The organism is Pseudomonas sp. LS.1a, assembly GCF_022533585.1.
Classification (GTDB): Bacteria; Pseudomonadota; Gammaproteobacteria; order Pseudomonadales; family Pseudomonadaceae; genus Aquipseudomonas.
This window is the reverse complement of the sequence record NZ_CP092827.1, coordinates 999,514-1,017,475: the sequence shown is the minus strand read 5'-3', so window position 1 is coordinate 1,017,475 and position 17,962 is coordinate 999,514. Positions and strand designations below refer to the sequence as shown.

At 63.5% G+C, this 17,962-nt stretch carries 17 protein-coding genes; 8 read left to right on the top strand and 9 right to left on the bottom strand.

Going from position 1 to position 17,962, the window contains the following annotated elements; genetic code table 11:
* Positions 1 to 25 precede the first annotated feature (25 nt).
* From rng to mreB, 5 genes are all read right to left on the bottom strand, one after another.
* Entirely contained in the window at positions 26 to 1,483 is a 1,458-nt protein-coding gene (rng, locus tag MKK04_RS04690) for a ribonuclease G (protein WP_207834714.1), read from the bottom strand.
* Between the two features lie 54 nt (positions 1,484 to 1,537).
* Positions 1,538 to 2,239, bottom strand: coding sequence for a Maf family protein (locus tag MKK04_RS04685; RefSeq protein WP_241106295.1), 702 nt, complete (start codon positions 2,237 to 2,239; stop codon positions 1,538 to 1,540).
* Positions 2,240 to 2,272: 33 nt separating this feature from the next.
* Positions 2,273 to 2,761, bottom strand: a complete 489-nt coding sequence (gene mreD, locus MKK04_RS04680; protein ID WP_063911352.1) for a rod shape-determining protein MreD — start codon at positions 2,759 to 2,761, stop codon at positions 2,273 to 2,275.
* A complete protein-coding gene (mreC, locus tag MKK04_RS04675; protein ID WP_063911351.1) occupies positions 2,761 to 3,747 on the bottom strand; it encodes a rod shape-determining protein MreC in 987 nt (328 codons plus the stop codon). The genes mreD and mreC overlap by 1 nt, the downstream gene beginning before the upstream one ends.
* 226 nt (positions 3,748 to 3,973) lie before the next feature.
* A complete protein-coding gene (gene mreB, locus MKK04_RS04670) occupies positions 3,974 to 5,011 on the bottom strand; it encodes a rod shape-determining protein MreB (RefSeq protein ID WP_003255163.1) in 1,038 nt (345 codons plus the stop codon).
* Positions 5,012 to 5,216: 205 nt separating this feature from the next.
* Here mreB and gatC point away from each other — a divergent pair, with 205 nt between their 5' ends.
* The 6 genes from gatC (at position 5,217) to MKK04_RS04640 (ending at position 10,439) form a co-directional block, all read left to right on the top strand.
* A complete protein-coding gene (gene gatC / locus MKK04_RS04665; protein ID WP_003255165.1) occupies positions 5,217 to 5,504 on the top strand; it encodes an Asp-tRNA(Asn)/Glu-tRNA(Gln) amidotransferase subunit GatC in 288 nt (95 codons plus the stop codon).
* A gap of 15 nt (positions 5,505 to 5,519) precedes the next feature.
* Complete coding sequence (gene gatA / locus MKK04_RS04660) at positions 5,520 to 6,971, top strand: Asp-tRNA(Asn)/Glu-tRNA(Gln) amidotransferase subunit GatA (RefSeq protein ID WP_207834723.1); 1,452 nt, start codon at positions 5,520 to 5,522, stop codon at positions 6,969 to 6,971.
* 11 nt (positions 6,972 to 6,982) lie between these two features.
* Complete coding sequence (gene gatB, locus MKK04_RS04655; RefSeq protein WP_207834725.1) at positions 6,983 to 8,428, top strand: Asp-tRNA(Asn)/Glu-tRNA(Gln) amidotransferase subunit GatB; 1,446 nt, start codon at positions 6,983 to 6,985, stop codon at positions 8,426 to 8,428.
* Between the two features lie 144 nt (positions 8,429 to 8,572).
* A complete protein-coding gene (locus MKK04_RS04650) occupies positions 8,573 to 8,953 on the top strand; it encodes a septal ring lytic transglycosylase RlpA family protein (RefSeq protein ID WP_207834728.1) in 381 nt (126 codons plus the stop codon).
* Between the two features lie 60 nt (positions 8,954 to 9,013).
* Entirely contained in the window at positions 9,014 to 10,057 is a 1,044-nt protein-coding gene (locus MKK04_RS04645; RefSeq protein WP_233693979.1) for a calcium/sodium antiporter, read from the top strand.
* A 10-nt stretch (positions 10,058 to 10,067) separates the two neighbouring features.
* Positions 10,068 to 10,439: a carboxymuconolactone decarboxylase family protein gene (locus MKK04_RS04640; protein ID WP_063911346.1), complete on the top strand. Its 372-nt coding sequence runs from the start codon at positions 10,068 to 10,070 to the stop codon at positions 10,437 to 10,439.
* A 117-nt stretch (positions 10,440 to 10,556) separates the two neighbouring features.
* Here the strand turns inward: MKK04_RS04640 and MKK04_RS04635 are convergent, their stop codons facing one another.
* The 4 genes from MKK04_RS04635 to MKK04_RS04620 form a co-directional block, all read right to left on the bottom strand.
* The gene (locus tag MKK04_RS04635; RefSeq protein ID WP_207834730.1) at positions 10,557 to 11,915 is read right to left on the bottom strand and encodes an amino acid permease; all 1,359 of its coding nucleotides are present in this window, start codon (positions 11,913 to 11,915) and stop codon (positions 10,557 to 10,559) included.
* A 56-nt stretch (positions 11,916 to 11,971) separates the two neighbouring features.
* Complete coding sequence (locus MKK04_RS04630) at positions 11,972 to 12,913, bottom strand: AEC family transporter (RefSeq protein WP_241106294.1); 942 nt, start codon at positions 12,911 to 12,913, stop codon at positions 11,972 to 11,974.
* Between the two features lie 263 nt (positions 12,914 to 13,176).
* On the bottom strand, positions 13,177 to 13,737 hold the full coding sequence (locus MKK04_RS04625) for a response regulator transcription factor (RefSeq protein WP_025337806.1): 561 nt from the start codon (positions 13,735 to 13,737) through the stop codon (positions 13,177 to 13,179).
* Entirely contained in the window at positions 13,737 to 14,993 is a 1,257-nt protein-coding gene (locus tag MKK04_RS04620) for an ATP-binding protein (RefSeq protein WP_087502527.1), read from the bottom strand. The genes MKK04_RS04625 and MKK04_RS04620 overlap by 1 nt, the downstream gene beginning before the upstream one ends.
* Before the next feature lie 201 nt (positions 14,994 to 15,194).
* On the opposite strand from MKK04_RS04620, the gene MKK04_RS04615 reads away from it, so the two are divergent.
* On the top strand, positions 15,195 to 15,911 hold the full coding sequence (locus MKK04_RS04615) for an SIMPL domain-containing protein (RefSeq protein WP_015269044.1): 717 nt from the start codon (positions 15,195 to 15,197) through the stop codon (positions 15,909 to 15,911).
* 386 nt (positions 15,912 to 16,297) lie between these two features.
* Entirely contained in the window at positions 16,298 to 17,923 is a 1,626-nt protein-coding gene (locus MKK04_RS04610; RefSeq protein WP_207834734.1) for an ABC transporter substrate-binding protein, read from the top strand.
* The last annotated feature ends 39 nt before the right edge of the window (positions 17,924 to 17,962 follow it).

Below are 17,962 nucleotides of genomic sequence, written 5' to 3'. Positions count from 1 at the left end.
CACCCGTGGCGCGTTTCAGAAGGCCTCAGAGCAGCACCACATCGTATTGTTCCTGCGAATACATCGACTCCACCTGGAAACGAATGGTTCGGCCGATGAAGGCCTCCAGCTCCGCGACGTTACCGGACTCTTCATCCAGCAACCGGTCGACTACCTTCTGGTTGGCCAGCACGCGGTAGCCTTCGGCCTGGTAGGCACGGGCCTCGCGCAGGATCTCGCGGAAGATTTCGTAACAGATGGTCTCGGGGGTTTTCAGCTTGCCGCGGCCCTGGCAGGCCAGGCAGGGCTCGCACAGCACTTGTTCCAGGCTTTCCCGCGTGCGCTTGCGGGTCATCTGTACCAGGCCCAGTTCGGTGATGCCGATGATGTTGGTCTTGGCGTGATCGCGCTCCAGCTGCTTTTCCAGGGTGCGCAGCACCTGGCGCTGGTGCTCTTCGTCTTCCATGTCGATGAAGTCGATGATGATGATGCCGCCAATGTTGCGCAGGCGCAGTTGCCGGGCGATGGCGGTGGCGGCCTCGAGGTTGGTCTTGAAGATGGTCTCTTCAAGGTTGCGATGGCCGACGAAGGCGCCGGTGTTCACATCGATGGTGGTCATCGCTTCAGCCGGATCGACCACCAGGTAGCCACCGGACTTGAGCGGTACCTTGCGCTCCAGCGCGCGCTGGATCTCGTCCTCGACACCGTACAGGTCGAAGATCGGCCGTTCGCCCGGATAGTGTTCGAGGCGGTCGGCGATTTCCGGCATCAGCTCGCCAACGAACTGCGTGGTCTTCTGGAAGGTTTCCCGCGAGTCGATGCGGATCTTCTCGATCTTCGGGTTGACCAGGTCGCGCAGGGTACGCAGGGCAAGGCCCAGGTCCTCGTAGATGACCGTGGGCGCGCCGCAGGTCTTGATCTGGGTGCCGATCTGCTCCCACAAGCGGCGCAGGTAGCGGATGTCCTGCAGGATCTCTTCGGCGCGCGCGCCTTCGGCCGCAGTGCGCAGGATGAAGCCGCCAGCGTCCTTGATGTTCTCGCTTACCATGCAGTCGCTGACCACCTGCTTGAGGCGCTCGCGCTCGGCTTCGTCTTCGATCTTCAGGGAAATACCGACATGGCTGCTGCGCGGCATGTACACCAGGTAACGCGACGGGATCGACAGCTGGGTGGTCAGGCGCGCGCCCTTGGTGCCGATCGGGTCCTTGGTCACCTGTACCACCAGGGCCTGGCCTTCATGCACCAGGGCGGTGATGTTCTCTACCGCCGAGCCTTCACGCTGGGATATTTCCGAGGCATGGATGAACGCCGCACGCTCCAGGCCGATGTCGACGAAGGCCGCCTGCATGCCCGGCAGCACGCGCACCACCTTGCCCTTGTAGATGTTGCCGACGATGCCCCGGCGCTGGGTGCGCTCGACGTGCACTTCCTGCAGCACCCCGTTTTCCACCACCGCCACGCGTGACTCCATCGGGGTGATGTTGATCAGGATCTCTTCACTCATGGCAGGCTCTCGTCAAAGGTCTTGGGTAATGATGGATGGCGTATGCAGTGCTGGCTACCGCTGGTTTGTTACCTCTGGCGTATGCGCGGGCGATTGCCAGCAGGCGATGCCGAACTGGCCAAGCAGCTCGGCCGTTTCACTGAGGGGCAGGCCGACCACCGCCGAGTAGCTGCCGGAAAGGCCGGTGACGAACACCGCGCCCAAGCCCTGGATGGCATAGCCGCCGGCCTTGTCCGTGGGCTCGCCGCTGGCCCAGTAGCGTTGCGCTTCATCGGCGCTGATCACACGGAAGCGCACCTTGCTGGTGACGCACAGGCTGTGCACGCGCTGGCCATCGCTGACGGCGACCGCGGTCAGCACCTGGTGCTCGCGGCCCGACAGGTCGGCCAGCATGGCCAGGGCATCTTCGCGGTTTTCCGGTTTGCCGAGAATACGACCATCGAGCACCACGGCGGTGTCTGCGCCCAGCACTACAGCGGGCCCCTTTGGGGCCTTCGCGGGCACGCCCGCTCCCACAGGATCGGCGCTGTACCTGTGGGAGCAGGCATGCCCGCGAACGGCCTGCACTGGAGGTTCCAGGCTAGCCAGGCCGGCGGCAGCCTTGGCCCGGGCCAGGCGCTCGACGTAGGCCGGGGCGCTTTCATTGGGCAGCGGGGTTTCATCGATGGGGGCACTGACGACGCTGAACGGCACACCGATCTGGGTCAGTAGTTCACGACGACGGGGCGAGCCGGAGGCCAAGTATAGTGGGTTCATGCAGACATCTCCCTGTCAGTCGCGGCGGCGCCGTCAATTGATATGCAAGCGTCGGCGCAGGTCGCGCAGGGCGAAGCTGATCCACGGCCAGAGCAAGGCACTGATCACCGCCGACCAGACCAGCGCCAGGGTGGGCAGGCGATTGCCGGTCAGCGCGCTGAGCCACAGCTGGATCAGCTGGGCGATGCCGAAGATCACCAGGATCACCAGGCTCTGCTGCCACATGGGGAACATGCGCAGGCGCTGCTGCAAGGACAGCACCAGGAAGGTGATGAGGGTGAGGATCAGCGCGTTCTGCCCCAGCAGGGTGCCGTACAGCACATCCTCGGCCAGGCCCAGCACGAACGCGGTGGTCATGCCGACCTTGTTCGGCACGGCGAGGGTCCAGAACGACACCAGCAAGGCCAGCCACATGGGCCGGAACACGTCCATGAACTGCGGCATGGGCGAGACGCTGAGCAGCAGGCCGATGGCGAAAGTCAGCCAGATGACCCAGCCGTTGTTGCGGCGTGATGCAGCCATCATTGCCTCCGGGTGTGAGCGGGTGCGGCAGCCGGCGTAGCAGGTGCGGCCGCCGGGGCTGCAGGCTGCGCAGCCGGGGCTACCGGGGCCGCAGGTGTGGCCGGCGCGGCAGGCGCCGGTGCAACGTGCTCGCCCGTCGTGGCCGGCTGGCCTGGGGCCGAGGCGCCCTTGCGGTCAGCCTCTTCCTGGGCGATGCCGGCATCGGTGGCGCGCTGCTCCGGGGTACGTCGGTCACTGAACACCAGCAGCATGTAGCGGCTGCGGTTGAGCGCGGCGGTGGGGATGGCGCGAACGATGGCGAACGGCTGGCCGGAATCGTGAATCACTTCGTTGACCGTGGCCACCGGGTAGCCGGCCGGGAAACGTTGCCCCATGCCGGAACTGACCAGCAGGTCGCCTTCCTTGATGTCGGCGGTATCGGCCACATGGCGCAGCTCCAGGCGCTCCGGGTTGCCGGTGCCGCTGGCGATGGCGCGCAGGCCATTGCGGTTGACCTGCACCGGGATGCTATGGGTGGTATCGGTCAGCAACAGTACCCGCGAGGTGTAGGGCATCAGCTCGACCACCTGGCCCATCAGGCCACGGGCATCAAGCACCGGTTGGCCCAGGAACACGCCATCACGCTCGCCCTTGTTGATCAGGATGCGGTGGGTGAACGGGTTGGGGTCGACACCGATCAGCTCGGCCACTTCGACCTTTTCATTGACCAGCGCCGAGGAGTTGAGCAACTCGCGCAGGCGCACGTTCTGCTCGGTCAGGGCTGCCAGCTTCTGCAGGCGCCCCTGCAACAGCAGGGCTTCGGTCTTGAGCTTTTCGTTTTCGGCGATCAGTTCGGTGCGGCTGCCGAACTGGCCGGCCACACCTTGCCACGCACGCTGCGGCAGGTCGGTGATCCAGTACGACTCCATGAGTACCAGGCCCATCTGGCTGCGCACCGGCTTGAGCACGTCGAAGCGCGCGTCGACAACCATCAACGCGACCGACATCACCACCAGGACGAGCAGGCGAACGCCCAGCGAAGGGCCCTTGGAGAAAAGCGGTTTAATGGGCCGTTCCTCGTGGACGACTCAGGAGGTCATTGGACATGGGACAACGCACCAGCCTGGTTGCGGGTTGACGGATACGGCGCCCCGAACGGGCGCCAGCCCAGCACATACAGGTAGCACTGTGCGTACTACCTGTAAACCGGGCGCTCGTGAACAGCGAGCGGGATCACTCGCTGGAGAGCAGGTCCATCGCGTGCTTGTCCATCATCTCCAGGGCGCGACCGCCGCCACGGGCGACACAGGTCAGCGGGTCTTCGGCGACGATCACCGGCAGGCCGGTTTCCTGGGCCAGCAGCTTGTCCAGGTCACGCAGCAGCGCGCCACCACCGGTCAGCACCAGGCCACGCTCGGCGATGTCCGAGGCCAGCTCGGGCGGCGATTGCTCCAGGGCGCTCTTGACCGCCTGGACGATGGTCGCCAGGGATTCCTGCAGCGCTTCGAGCACTTCGTTGGAGTTCAGGGTGAAGGCACGTGGTACGCCCTCGGCCAGGTTGCGGCCGCGCACGTCGACTTCGCGTACTTCGCCGCCCGGGTAGGCAGTACCGATTTCCTGCTTGATGCGCTCGGCGGTGGACTCGCCGATCAGGCTGCCGTAGTTGCGGCGCACGTAGGTGACGATGGCTTCGTCGAAGCGGTCGCCGCCAACGCGGACAGATTCGGCATAGACCACGCCGTTCAGGGAGATCAGCGCGATTTCAGTGGTACCACCACCGATATCGACGACCATCGAACCGCGGGCCTCTTCGACCGGCAGGCCGGCACCGATGGCGGCGGCCATCGGTTCTTCGATCAGGAACACTTCACGGGCACCGGCCCCCAGGGCCGACTCGCGAATGGCGCGGCGCTCTACCTGAGTCGACTTGCATGGCACGCAGATCAGCACGCGCGGGCTCGGCTGCAGGAAGCTGTTCTCATGCACCTTGTTGATAAAATATTGCAACATTTTTTCGCAGACGCTGAAGTCGGCGATGACGCCGTCCTTCATCGGACGAATGGCAGCAATGTTGCCAGGCGTACGGCCCAGCATGCGCTTGGCTTCGGTACCGACGGCGACGACGCTTTTCTGGTTGCCATGGGTACGGATGGCAACAACCGAGGGCTCATTCAGGACGATACCGCGCTCACGCACGTAAATAAGGGTGTTGGCAGTACCCAGGTCGATGGACAGATCGCTGGAAAACATGCCACGCAGTTTCTTGAACATGGGAAAGTGACCCTGGGGAAAGCGTGGGTAAAAAAGTGCGGCAAACTCTAACAATGGCAGGGATTTTGGGCAAGGAGCCAATATGTTAAATTGGCTGTTTTTCCGAGCACGCCAGCAGAATTTCGCGGCCGTTAGACCGCCAGAAAGCTGACATGTTCCTCACTCCGGAGCCAAATTCCGGTCTTTGTTTCCCCTGGAGATCCCCATGGCGCTTGAACGCTGCGACGTGGAAAAGATCGCCCATCTGGCCCGTCTGGGCCTGAATGATGGCGAACTGCCACGCATTACCGACGCACTGAACAGCATTCTCGGGCTGGTCGACCAGATGCAAGCGGTCGACACTACTGGCATCGAGCCACTGGCCCACCCCCTGGAGGCCAGCCAGCGTCTGCGTCCCGACCAGGTCACCGAGAGCAACCAGCGCGACGCCTACCAGGCCATCGCGCCATCGACCGAAAGCGGTCTGTACCTGGTTCCCAAAGTCATCGAGTAAGGGATAGAGCCTGCCATGCATCAATTGACCCTGGCCGAGATCGCCCGCGGACTCGCCGACAAGTCGTTTTCCTCCGAAGAGCTGACCGGCGCCCTGCTGGCGCGCATCAAGCAGCTCGACCCGCAAATCAACAGCTTCATCAGCGTCACCGAAGACCTGGCCCTGGGCCAGGCGCGTGCCGCCGACGCCCGTCGCGCCGCTGGCGAAACCGGCGCGCTGCTGGGTGCCCCGATCGCCCACAAGGACCTGTTCTGCACCAACGGCGTACGCACCAGCTGCGGCTCGAAGATGCTCGACAACTTCAAGGCGCCGTATGACGCCACCGTGGTTGCCAAGCTGGCCGATGCCGGCATGGTCACCCTGGGCAAGACCAACATGGACGAATTCGCCATGGGTTCGGCCAACGAATCCAGCTACTACGGCGCGGTGAAGAACCCCTGGAACCTCGAGCACGTCCCGGGCGGCTCGTCGGGCGGTTCGGCCGCGGCGGTGGCTGCGCGCCTGCTGCCGGCCACCACCGGCACCGACACCGGCGGCTCGATCCGCCAACCGGCGGCACTGACCAACCTCACCGGCCTCAAGCCGACCTACGGTCGCGTGTCGCGCTGGGGCATGATCGCCTACGCCTCCAGCCTCGACCAGGGTGGCCCGCTGGCCCGCACCGCCGAAGACTGCGCCCTGCTGCTGCAAGGCATGGCCGGCTTCGACGCCAAGGACTCCACCAGCATCGAAGAGCCGGTGCCGGACTACAGCGCCAACCTGAATGCTTCGCTGCAGGGCCTGCGCATCGGCCTGCCGAAGGAATACTTCGGGGCCGGCCTGGACCCACGCATTGCCGACCTGGTCCAGGCCAGCGTCAAGGAACTGGAAAAGCTCGGCGCGGTGGTCAAGGAAATCAGCCTGCCGAACATGCAGCACGCCATCCCGGCCTACTACGTGATCGCCCCCGCTGAAGCCTCGTCCAACCTGTCGCGTTTCGACGGCGTGCGCTTCGGCTACCGCTGCGAAAACCCGAAAGACCTCACCGACCTGTACAAGCGTTCCCGTGGCGAAGGCTTCGGCGTCGAAGTGCAGCGCCGCATCATGGTCGGCACCTACGCCCTGTCGGCTGGCTACTACGACGCCTACTACGTGAAGGCGCAACAGATCCGCCGCCTGATCAAGAACGACTTCATGGCAGCCTTCAACGACGTCGACCTGATCCTCGGCCCGACCACGCCAAACCCGGCCTGGAAGCTCGGCGCCAAGAGCAGCGACCCGGTCGCCGCCTACCTGGAAGACGTCTACACCATCACCGCCAACCTGGCGGGCCTGCCGGGCCTGTCGATGCCAGCCGGCTTCGTCGACGGCCTGCCGGTCGGCGTGCAACTGCTGGCGCCATACTTCCAGGAAGGCCGCCTGCTCAACGTCGCGCACCGCTACCAGCAAGTGACCGACTGGCACACCCGCGCCCCCAACGGCTTCTGAGGAATTCACACATGCAATGGGAAGTTGTGATCGGGCTGGAAATCCACACTCAGCTCGCCACCCAGTCGAAGATCTTCTCCGGCAGCGCCACCACCTTCGGTTCCGAGCCGAACACCCAGGCCAGCCTGGTTGACCTGGGCATGCCAGGCGTACTGCCGGTACTGAACCAGGAAGCCGTGCGCATGGCGTGCATGTTCGGCCTGGCCATCGATGCCGAGATCGGCAAGCGCAACGTGTTCGCACGCAAGAACTACTTCTACCCCGACCTGCCCAAGGGCTACCAGATCAGCCAGATGGACCTGCCGATCGTCGGCAAGGGCCACCTGGACATCGCCCTGGAAGACGGCACCATCAAGCGCATCGGGGTAACCCGCGCGCACCTGGAAGAAGACGCCGGCAAGAGCCTGCACGAAGACTTCAGCGGCTCCACCGGCATCGACCTGAACCGTGCCGGCACCCCGCTGCTGGAAATCGTTTCCGAGCCGGACATGCGCAGCGCCAAGGAAGCGGTGGCCTACGTCAAGGCGATCCACGCGCTGGTACGTTACCTGGGCATCTGCGACGGCAACATGGCCGAAGGCTCGCTGCGCTGCGACTGCAACGTGTCGATCCGCCCGAAAGGCCAGACCGAGTTCGGCACCCGCTGCGAGATCAAGAACGTCAACTCGTTCCGCTTCATCGAGCGCGCGATCAACAGCGAGATCCAGCGCCAGATCGACCTGATCGAGGACGGCGGCAAAGTGGTGCAGGAAACCCGCCTGTACGACCCGAACAAAGACGAGACCCGCTCCATGCGCAGCAAGGAGGAAGCCAACGACTACCGTTACTTCCCCGACCCGGACCTGCTGCCGGTGGTCATCGAGGACAGCTTCCTCGAAACCGTCCGTGCCGGCTTGCCGGAGCTGCCAACGCAGAAGGTCGAGCGCTTCCAGAGCCAGTACGGTCTGTCGGCCTACGACGCCAACGTGCTGGCATCCAGCCGCGAACAGGCGGACTACTTCGAGGAAGTGGTGAGAATCGGTGGCGACGCCAAGCTGGCTGCCAACTGGGTCATGGTCGAACTGGGCAGCCTGCTGAACAAGCTGGGCATCGAGATCGACCAGGCGCCGGTCAGCGCCGCGCAGCTGGGCGGCATGCTGTTGCGTATTCGCGACAACACCATCAGCGGCAAGATCGCCAAGACTGTGTTCGAGGCCATGGCTGCCGGTGAAGGCGATGCCGACAGCATCATCGAAAGCAAAGGCCTGAAGCAGGTCACCGATACCGGTGCGATCGACAAGATGCTCGACGAAATGCTGGCGGCCAACGCCGAGCAGGTCGAACAGTACCGCGCAGCCGACGAGGCCAAGCGTGGCAAGATGTTCGGCTTCTTCGTCGGCCAGGCGATGAAAGCCTCCAAAGGCAAGGCCAACCCGGGGCAAGTGAACCAATTGCTCAAGGCCAAGCTCGAAGGGTGATTGTTTTATCCCTGTAGTCCTGCGAGGGCTTCGCCCTCGTTCGCGGCTGAAGCCGCTCCCACAGGTACAGCGCTGCTCTCGACAGCGGTGATATCCCTGTGGGAGCGGCTTTAGCCGCGAATGGGCCATATCGGAGCATCTGAATTGCTAAAACGATCCCTGAGCACCCTCGCCCTCCTCTCCCTGCTGGCCGGCTGCGCCAGCCAGGACGTCGACGTCGACCCCGACGGCTACGACAAGACCGGCACCGCCTCCTATTACGGCGCGCGCCATCATGGCAAACGCACCGCCAGCGGCGAACCGTTCAACCAGCACGGCCTCACCGCCGCCCACCGTAGCCTGCCCTTCGGCACCCGGGTACGGGTGACCAACCTGGCCAATCAGCGCAGCGTCGTGGTACGTATCAACGACCGCGGCCCACATACCCGCGGCCGCCTGATCGATCTATCACGTGCCGCCGCAGAAAAAATCGGCATGATCCGTAGCGGAACCGCACGCGTGCGGGTACAAGGGCTTAGCAACTGACGCGACAGGAGTCCGACCATTTTCGACCTCGCCACCCTTCCCACCTTCAGCCTCCTGCAACTGGGTATCGCCCTGCTGTTGCTGGCCGGCGGTGCCGAACTGCTGGTGCGCGCAGCCCTGCGCCTGGCCCAGCGCCTGCACGTACGCCCGCTGATCATCGGCCTGAGCCTGGTGGCCTTCGGCAGCACCGCTCCACAAATGACCGTGAGCCTGCAGGCTGCCTACCAGGGCGTGCCGGATGTGGCGGTGGGCAGCGTAATCGGCAGCAATATCTTCAACGTACTGGTCATTCTCGGCCTGGCCGCCCTGATCATCCCGCTGCGCGTGTCGCGGCAACTGGTACGCCTGGACATTCCACTGATGATCGTCGCCAGCGCCCTGGTCTACGCGTTATCCGCCAACGGCCACCTGGGCCGGGTCGAAGGCGTGTTGCTGCTGATCGGCCTGGCCGGCTACCTGGCGATACTCTGGCACCAGTCGCGCCACTACGCACGCACCTACCCCGCTCCGGCCGCCGTCACAAACGGCGCCGGGCGCTTCTGGTCGGGCACGCTGCTGCAGGTGCTGGCCGGCCTGGGCCTGTTGAGCCTGGCGGGCCATTTGTTGCTAGAGGCCGCCGTAGAAGTGGCCACCGACCTGGGCCTGTCCGAGCGCATCATCGGCCTGACCGTCGTTGCCATCTGCACCTCCCTGCCGGAACTGGCCGCCGCGCTGATCGCCGCCCTGCGCGGCGAACGGGAAATCGCCGTAGGCACAGTGATCGGCAGCAACCTGTTCAACCTGCTGGCCGTGCTGGGCCTGACCGCAGTGGTCACCCCCGAGCCACTGTCGATCTCGCCCAACGCCCTGGCCTTCGACCTGCCGGTGATGCTCGGTGTTGCCGCGCTGAGCCTGCCGGTGTTCTATTCCGGCTACCGCATCACCCGCGCCGAAGGCCTGGTGTTCCTCTGCCTGTACCTGGCCTATGGGCTGCACGTCGCGGCGTTTACCATGGGCATGCCACTGGCCGGCCGCCTGGAGCGGTTGATGCTGTTCTACGTACTGCCGGTGCTCGCCATGGTGTTGCTGTACACCACCATACGAGCCTGGCGCCGCCAACACTAAGGAAAACAACATGGCTGATAGCAAGAAAACCGGCGAACAGATTCGGCGCCAGGTGATGGGCGATGTGTTCGTCGACCGCGCCTTGGGCAATGCCACCGACTTTACCCAGCCACTGCAGGACTTCGTCAACGAACATGCCTGGGGCAGCGTGTGGGCTCGCGACGGGCTGCCGTTGAAAACCCGCAGCCTGATTACCCTGGCCACGCTGACGGCACTCAAGTGCCCGCAGGAACTCAAGGGGCATGTGCGTGGGGCGTTGAACAATGGCTGTACGGTGGAGGAAATTCGCGAAGCGCTGCTGCATTGCGCGGTGTATGCGGGGGTGCCGGCGGCAATCGATGCTTTCCGTGCAGCGCAGGAAGTGATCGACAGTTATCAATAGGTAGCCTGTACCGGCCTCTTCGCGGGTAAACCCGCTCCCACAGGTACCGCACAGCTTTCGGAGCCTGTGGGGTCGCTGTGGGAGCGGGTTTACCCGCGAAGAGGTCGGTACTGGTACTTACCTGGCCTGGCGAGCCTTCTTCATCTTGAAGGCCACCCACAGCACCAGGATCCACCCCGGGATCAGCATCACGGAAATGCGAATCGGCGGGGTCAGGTACATCACCACCAGGATCAGCACGATGAATGCCAGGCACAGGTAGTTGGTAACCGGGTGCCCCCAGCTCTTGTAGAACGGGTTAATCCCGGCCGCCAGCTTGGCCTTGCGGAACTTCAGGTGGGTAATGCTGATGCTCGCCCAGTTGATCACCAGCGCCGACACCGCCAGGGCCATCAGCAAACCAAAGGCTTCACCCGGCATCAGGTAGTTGATCAGCACGCACAGCCCGGTGGCGAAAGCAGACACGCCCAGCGCGGTCAGCGGCACACCGCTACGGCTTACCTTCAGCAACTGACGCGGTGCATCGCCCTGGCTGGCCAGGCCGAACAGCATGCGGCTGTTGGCGTACACGCAGCTGTTGTACACCGACAGCGCGGCCGTCAGCACCACGATATTGAGGATGGTTGCCACCAGGTCACTGTCCAGCTCGTGGAAGATCATCACGAACGGGCTGCCACCCTGCACCACCTTCTGCCACGGGTACAGCGACAGCAGCACTGCCAGGGCACCGATATAGAAGATGAGGATGCGGTACACCACCTGGTTGGTGGCCTTGGGGATGCTCTGGCGCGGGTTGTCGGCCTCGGCAGCGGTGATACCCACCAGCTCCAGGCCACCGAACGAGAACATGATCACCGCCAGCGCCATCACCAGGCCGGTGACACCGTTGGGGAAGAAGCCGCCGTATTGCCAGAGGTTAGCCACGCTGGCGTCCGGGCCACCATGGCCGCTGGTCAGCAACCAGGCGCCGAAGCCGATCATGCTGACGATGGCCACCACCTTGACCAGGGCGAACCAGAACTCCATCTCGCCGTAGACCTTCACCTGGGTCAGGTTGATCAGGTTGATCACCACGAAGAAGATCGCCGCCGTGGCCCAGGTGGGGAAGCCGGGCCACCAGTACTGCACGTAGATGCCCACCGCCGTCAGCTCGGCCATGCCGACCAGCACGTACACCACCCAGTAGTTCCAGCCCGAGACGAAGCCGGCGAACTCGCTCCAGTACTGGTGGGCGAAGTGGCTGAAGCTGCCAGCCACCGGCTCTTCCACCACCATTTCGCCGAGCTGGCGCATGATCAGGAAAGCCATCAGGCCGGCAATGGCATAGCCCAGCAGCACGGAGGGGCCGGCCAGCTGGATGGTCTGGGCGATACCCAGGAACAACCCGGTACCGATGGCCCCGCCCAGCGCGATCAGCTGGATATGGCGATTCTTCAGCCCGCGCTGTAACCGCTCGGGCGTGCTCTGGTCTTGCATGAAGTGTCCTTTAGCTCAGTGAGGCTGTGTTTTTTGTGTTGTTTGCAGTCAAGGATCTAGATCCATCCGCCCCACTGCAAGATGAAAATACTAATGTTGGTGGTGATCGCCGCCATTAGCGTGGTAATCACGATGATCGACGCCGCCAGCTCATGGTTGCCCTTGGCCGCCCGCGCCATGACGTAGCTGGCCGCTGCGGTCGGGCTGCCGATATACAGGAACAGGATGCCCAGCTCGGCCCCACGGAAGCCGCATAGCCAGGCGCCGAGGGTGCCTAACAGCGGGAGCCAGACCACCTTCACCAGGCTGGCGTCGATGGCCAGCCTGCCGCTGGTGCGCAGCGCCGCCAGCGACAGCGTGCCGCCGATGCAGATCAGCGCCAGCGGCAGGGTCATCTGCGCCAGGTAGTCGCCCGAGGTCAGCAGCCAGTTGGGCAGCGGCACCTGGCCGTAGGCCATGGGCGTGGCCACCAGCACACTGATGATCAGCGGGTTGCTGAAAATGCTCTTGCAGATGCTCCACGGGTCGGACTTAAGGTCCGGGCTGTACACCGCCAGCACCACTGCCGACAGCGAGTTGTACAGAAGGATGACCAGGCCGGCGAGCACCGCCCCCAGGGAGATGCCGTAGTCGCCGTACAGGCTGGCGGCCAGCGCCAGGCCGATCACACCGTTGTTGCCGCGAAATGCGCCCTGGGTATAGATGCCCCGGTCTGCCCGCGGGCTGCGCCAGATGGCCAGGCCCCAGGCAATGGCGAAACCGACCAGGGTGGCGACGATGAAATAGAGGAGGACGCCGGGTTTGACCGCCGTGGCCAGGTCGGCGTGGTAGATGCCGAGGAACAGCAGCGCCGGCATGCACACGTTGAACACCAGCTGCGAGGCGACGCGGTTGAAATTGTCATCGATCAGGCGGATACGTTTGAGCAGCATGCCCATGAACAGCATGGCGAAGACCGGGGCCGTGATGTTCAGTGTCTGGATAAGAAGGGCGAGCATGCGCAAGCGATCCTGGAGGGGGTTGCCGTTAGGGGGCTAATGATACGCCAACGGCCGGGACTTGCGGGGATCGCGGGGTGATAAAGAGAAGTTTCTGTCAGTTGCGGCCCTTTCGCGGGTAAACCCGCTCCCACAGGTACTGCACAGGTCTTGAGGCTTGTGAAATACCTGTGGGAGCACAGGTACTGCACAAGTCTTGAGGCTTGTGAAATACCTGTGGGAGCGGGTTTACCCGCGAAGAGGCCAGTACTGTCAGTACTGAATCAGCGCCGGACCGGGCGCTTCTGCAGTTTGCGCTGCAAGGTCCGTCGGTGCATGCCCAGCGCCCGCGCGGTGGCCGAGATATTGCCCTCGTGTTCGTTCAGCACGCGCTGGATGTGCTCCCACTGCAGGCGGTCGACCGACATCGGGTTTTCCGGCACCAGGGTGTCCAGGTCGGTGTGCTCCGACAGCAGCGCCGCCAGCACGTCATCGGCATCGGCCGGCTTGCACAGGTAGTTGCAGGCCCCGCGCTTGACCGCCTCCACCGCAGTGGCAATGCTCGAGTAACCGGTCAGGATCACCACGCGCATTTCCGGGTCCAGCTCCAGCAGCTTGGGCAGTAGCACCAGCCCGGAGTCGCCGTCCATCTTCAGGTCCAGTGTGGCGTAGTCCGGCAGGTCCTGCTGGGCCAGGATCAACCCTTCCTCGGCAGAGCTGGCAGTGCTCACGCGGAAACCGCGGCGGCTCATGGCACGGGCCATGACCCGGGTGAAGGTGGCATCGTCATCCACCAGCAACAGGTGCGGCAGCTCTTCGCCTTCGACCTGGTTTTCTTCGCTCATCATTCATCTCCTCGCTTGCCATAGGGCAGGCGCAGTTCGGTCAGGGTGCCACCCTGTTCATGACTATAGAGTTTCACCGAACCGCCCGCACGGGTCACGCTGGCCTTGCTCAAGAACAGGCCCAGGCCGAAGCCTTTGCCTTTGGTGGTAATGAAGGGTTTGCCGATGGCTTCGGCGATGGCCGGCGGCACGCCGGGGCCATGGTCGCGGATGCTGATGACGATGTCATGGGTGTCCCAGTCCAGGCGCACTTCAAGGTCATCGGGGCAGGCATCGGCGGCATTGTTCAACAGGTTCAGCAGTGCCTGGGTCAGGTCCGGCGGCGGCGTCAGGCGCGGCACCTGGCCATCGCGCAGGCGCTGGAAGCGGTAGCTGGCTTCCGGGCGCATCAGGTGCCAGCGGTTGAGCGCTTCGTCCAGCCAGGCCGTCACGTCCTGCTCCACAACGGCCAGGCGGCGGTTGGCTTCGGCGGCGCGTACCAGCTGCTGCAGGGTTTCCTTGCACAGCTTCACCTGGTCCTGAAGGATCTGCAGGTCTTCCTGCAGCAGCGGGTCGGCGTGGTCCTGGCGCATTTCGTTCAGCAGCACGCTCATGGTCGCCAACGGTGTACCCAGCTCATGGGCGGCACCGGCGGCCTGGGTGGCCACGGCCAGCAGTTGCTCGTCGCGCAGGCTCTCTTCACGCCGCTCGGAACGCAGCTGCTCCTGGCGGCGCAGCTCTTCGGCCATGCGTGCGGCAAAGAAGGTAATCACTGCAGCGGCCAAGGCAATACTCAGCCACATGCCGTACACCTGCATCTTGTCCCGCGCCATCGGCAGGCCTTCGAGGGGGTAGAACTGCACCAGCAGCAGGCTGTAGGCGGTCAGGGCAATGCCGGAAAGGATCAGCGAATACAGCCACGGCAAGGTAACTGCGGCAATCGCCAGCGGCACCAGGTAATACGACACGAACGGGTTGGTCGAGCCGCCGGAGTAATACAGCAAGGCACTGTGGATCAGCAGGTCGCAGGCCAGTTGCAGGGCATACTCCAGTTCGGTGACCGGCAACGACAGGCGCAGGCGCAGGGCCGTGAAGGCACACAGCAACGAAGACAAGGCCAGGGTGCCGGCCAGTGACAGCCAGGGCAAGGGCAGCAGTTCGGTCCAGTAGGCGACGCCCACGGAGCCGGCCTGGGCAGCCAGGACCAGGACCCGAATGATGGTCAGGCGCCAGAGATTCTGACGGGTAGCGGACAGCGGTTGTACGGCGGCGAGCATGAGCTCTCCTGATGAGTGCTCCAGAAAATCGGCTGGAGTATACCGAAGCCGGGCGCCTCGCTGCAGCGATGCGGCAAAGCGCCACACTTTGTCACAGGTTGATGATGGCACTTTTGAACCCACTACACTGTTGCCGGTCTGATGGGCCATGCGTGGAATGGATGACCAGAACCCACGCCTTATATTGCCAAGGAGTATCACATGCAAATCCCACGTCGCGGCACCGCCCTGATCCTGTCCTGCGGCCTGCTCGCCAGCCTGCCGGCGCTGGCTGCCGATGAGCCGCGTTACAACCAGGTCTCGCTGCGCGCCGAAGTCAGCAAGGAAGTGGCACGCGACCTGATGGTCGTGACCCTGTACAGCGAAGCGCAGAACACCGACCCGGGCAAGCTCGCCAAGCAGATCACCGAAACCATGAACAAGGCCGTACAGCAGTCGCGCCAGGTCAAGGACGTGAAGATCAGCCAGGGCAGCCGCAACAGCTACCCGGTGTATGACAGCAAGGGCCAGAAGATTACCGGCTGGCGCGAGCGTGCCGAGCTGCGCCTGGAAAGCGCCAACTTCCCGGCCCTGTCGCAGCTGACCGCCGACCTGCTGCAAGAGCTGAAAATGGGTGGCATGGACTTCTCCATCGCCCCGGCCACGCGCAAGGCCAGCGAGGATGCACTGCTCAAGGATGCGGTGGATGCCTTCAAGGCGCGCGCGCAGTTGGCTACCGAGGCGCTGGGTGGCAAGGGTTACAAAGTGGTCAGCCTGAACCTCAACAGCAGCGGTTACCCACGCCCGTACCTGCGCAGTGCGCCGATGGCGATGAAGGCCATGGGGGCTGATGAGTCGGCACCGGCGCCGGATATCGAGGCCGGGACCAGTGAAGTGAGCATGAATGCCGATGGCCTGATTGAAGTGCAGATGCCTTAACAGATCCACGAAATACCTGTGGGAGCGGGCGAGCCCGCGAAAAAGACACCGCGGTGGATGGCACGGGCTTCGCCCGTGTTCGCGGGCAAGCCCGCTCCCACAGGGATCGCGTCAAATTCAGGGTTTCAGAGCTTTCCTACGCACTAAAAAGGTGCTTCCTACAACTTCCCTCGCCCAGAAACATCCCGCAAAAAGCCATCATTTTGCCCGCGCAAACGTTTAACTTCGCTGAAAGTTATACCAATGCGACATCCATGTACGCCCGTACCACTTTTCTGACGCCAATCATCCGTCCCCATATTGCATTGGGAACGCCCCCTGCATAAGTATCCGCAGGTCGGCTCACGAGGCCACCTCAATCGAAAAATGACAAAAATGAGGCCACCATGCTCAAACACGCAGTCCTTCCGTTCCTGCTAGGTGCAGGCTTGCTCTCTGGCGCACCATCGGCCCTCGCCGCATCGAACCTGGTGTTCTGCTCCGAAGGCAGCCCGGCCGGCTTCGACCCGGGGCAATACACCACAGGGACTGACTTTGACGCCTCGGCCGAGACCGTGTTCAACCGCCTGACCCAGTTCGAACGTGGCGGCACTGCCGTCATCCCGGGGCTGGCGACCAAATGGGAAGTGTCGGATGACGGCAAGACCTACACCTTCCACCTGCGCGAAGGGGTCAAGTTCCACACCACCGACTACTTCAAGCCCACCCGCACCTTCAACGCCGACGATGTGCTGTTCACTTTCAACCGCATGCTCGACAAGGACCACCCGTTCCGCAAGGCCTACCCCACCGAGTTCCCGTACTTCACCGACATGGGCATGGACAAGAACATCGCCAGGCTGGAGAAGCTCGACGAGCACACGGTGAGGTTCACCCTCAACGAAGTCGACGCCGCATTCATCCAGAACCTGGCCATGAGCTTCGCCTCGATCCAGTCCGCCGAATACGCCGACCAGTTGCTCAAGGACGGCAAGGCCGCCGACATCAACCAGAAGCCGATCGGCACCGGCCCGTTCGTGTTCAGCAAGTATCAGAAGGACGCGCAGATCCGCTTCAAGGGCAACAAGGACTACTGGCAACCCGACGACGTGAAGATCGACAACCTGATCTTCGCCATCACCACCGACGCCTCGGTGCGCATGCAGAAGCTGAAGAAGAACGAGTGCCAGGTCACCCTGTTCCCGCGTCCGGCCGACATCCAGCCGCTAAAGCAGGACCCCAAGCTGCAGATGCCTGACCAGGCCGGCTTCAACCTCGGCTACATCGCCTACAACGTGATGGACAAGATCAAGGGCAGCAACGAGGCCAACCCGCTGGCCCAGCTGAAAGTCCGCCAGGCGCTGGACATGGCCGTGGACAAGAAAAAGATCATCGAGTCGGTCTACCAGGGCGCCGGCCAGCTGGCGGTCAACGCCATGCCGCCGACCCAGTGGTCCTACGACGACAGTATCAAGGACGCGCCATTCGACCCCGAAAAGGCCAAACAGCTGCTCAAGGAAGCCGGCATCAAGGAAGGCACCGAAATCACCCTGTGGGCCATGCCGGTGCAACGCCCGTACAACCCCAATGCCAAGCTGATGGCCGAGATGCTGCAATCCGACTGGGCCAAGGTCGGCATCAAGGCAAAGATCGTCAGCTATGAATGGGGCGAGTACATCAAGCGCTCCAAGGGCGGCGAACAGGGCGCCATGCTGATCGGCTGGAGCGGTGACAACGGTGACCCGGACAACTGGCTGGGCACCCTGTACGGCTGCGATGCCATGAGCGGCAACAACTTCTCCAAGTGGTGCTACAAGCCCTACGACGACCTGATCAAGCAGGCCAAGGCCACCTCCGACCAGGCCAAGCGCACCGAGCTGTATCAAAAGGCGCAGCACATCCTCAAGGAGCAGGTGCCGATAACCCCGATCGCCCACTCCACCGTGTACCAGCCCATGAGCGTCAAGGTGAAGGACTACAAGATCAGCCCGTTCGGCCTGAACTCCTTCTACGGCGTCAGCGTGGACAAATAGCCTAGCTACGGCACCCGCTAAACGGCGGGTGCCCGCCAA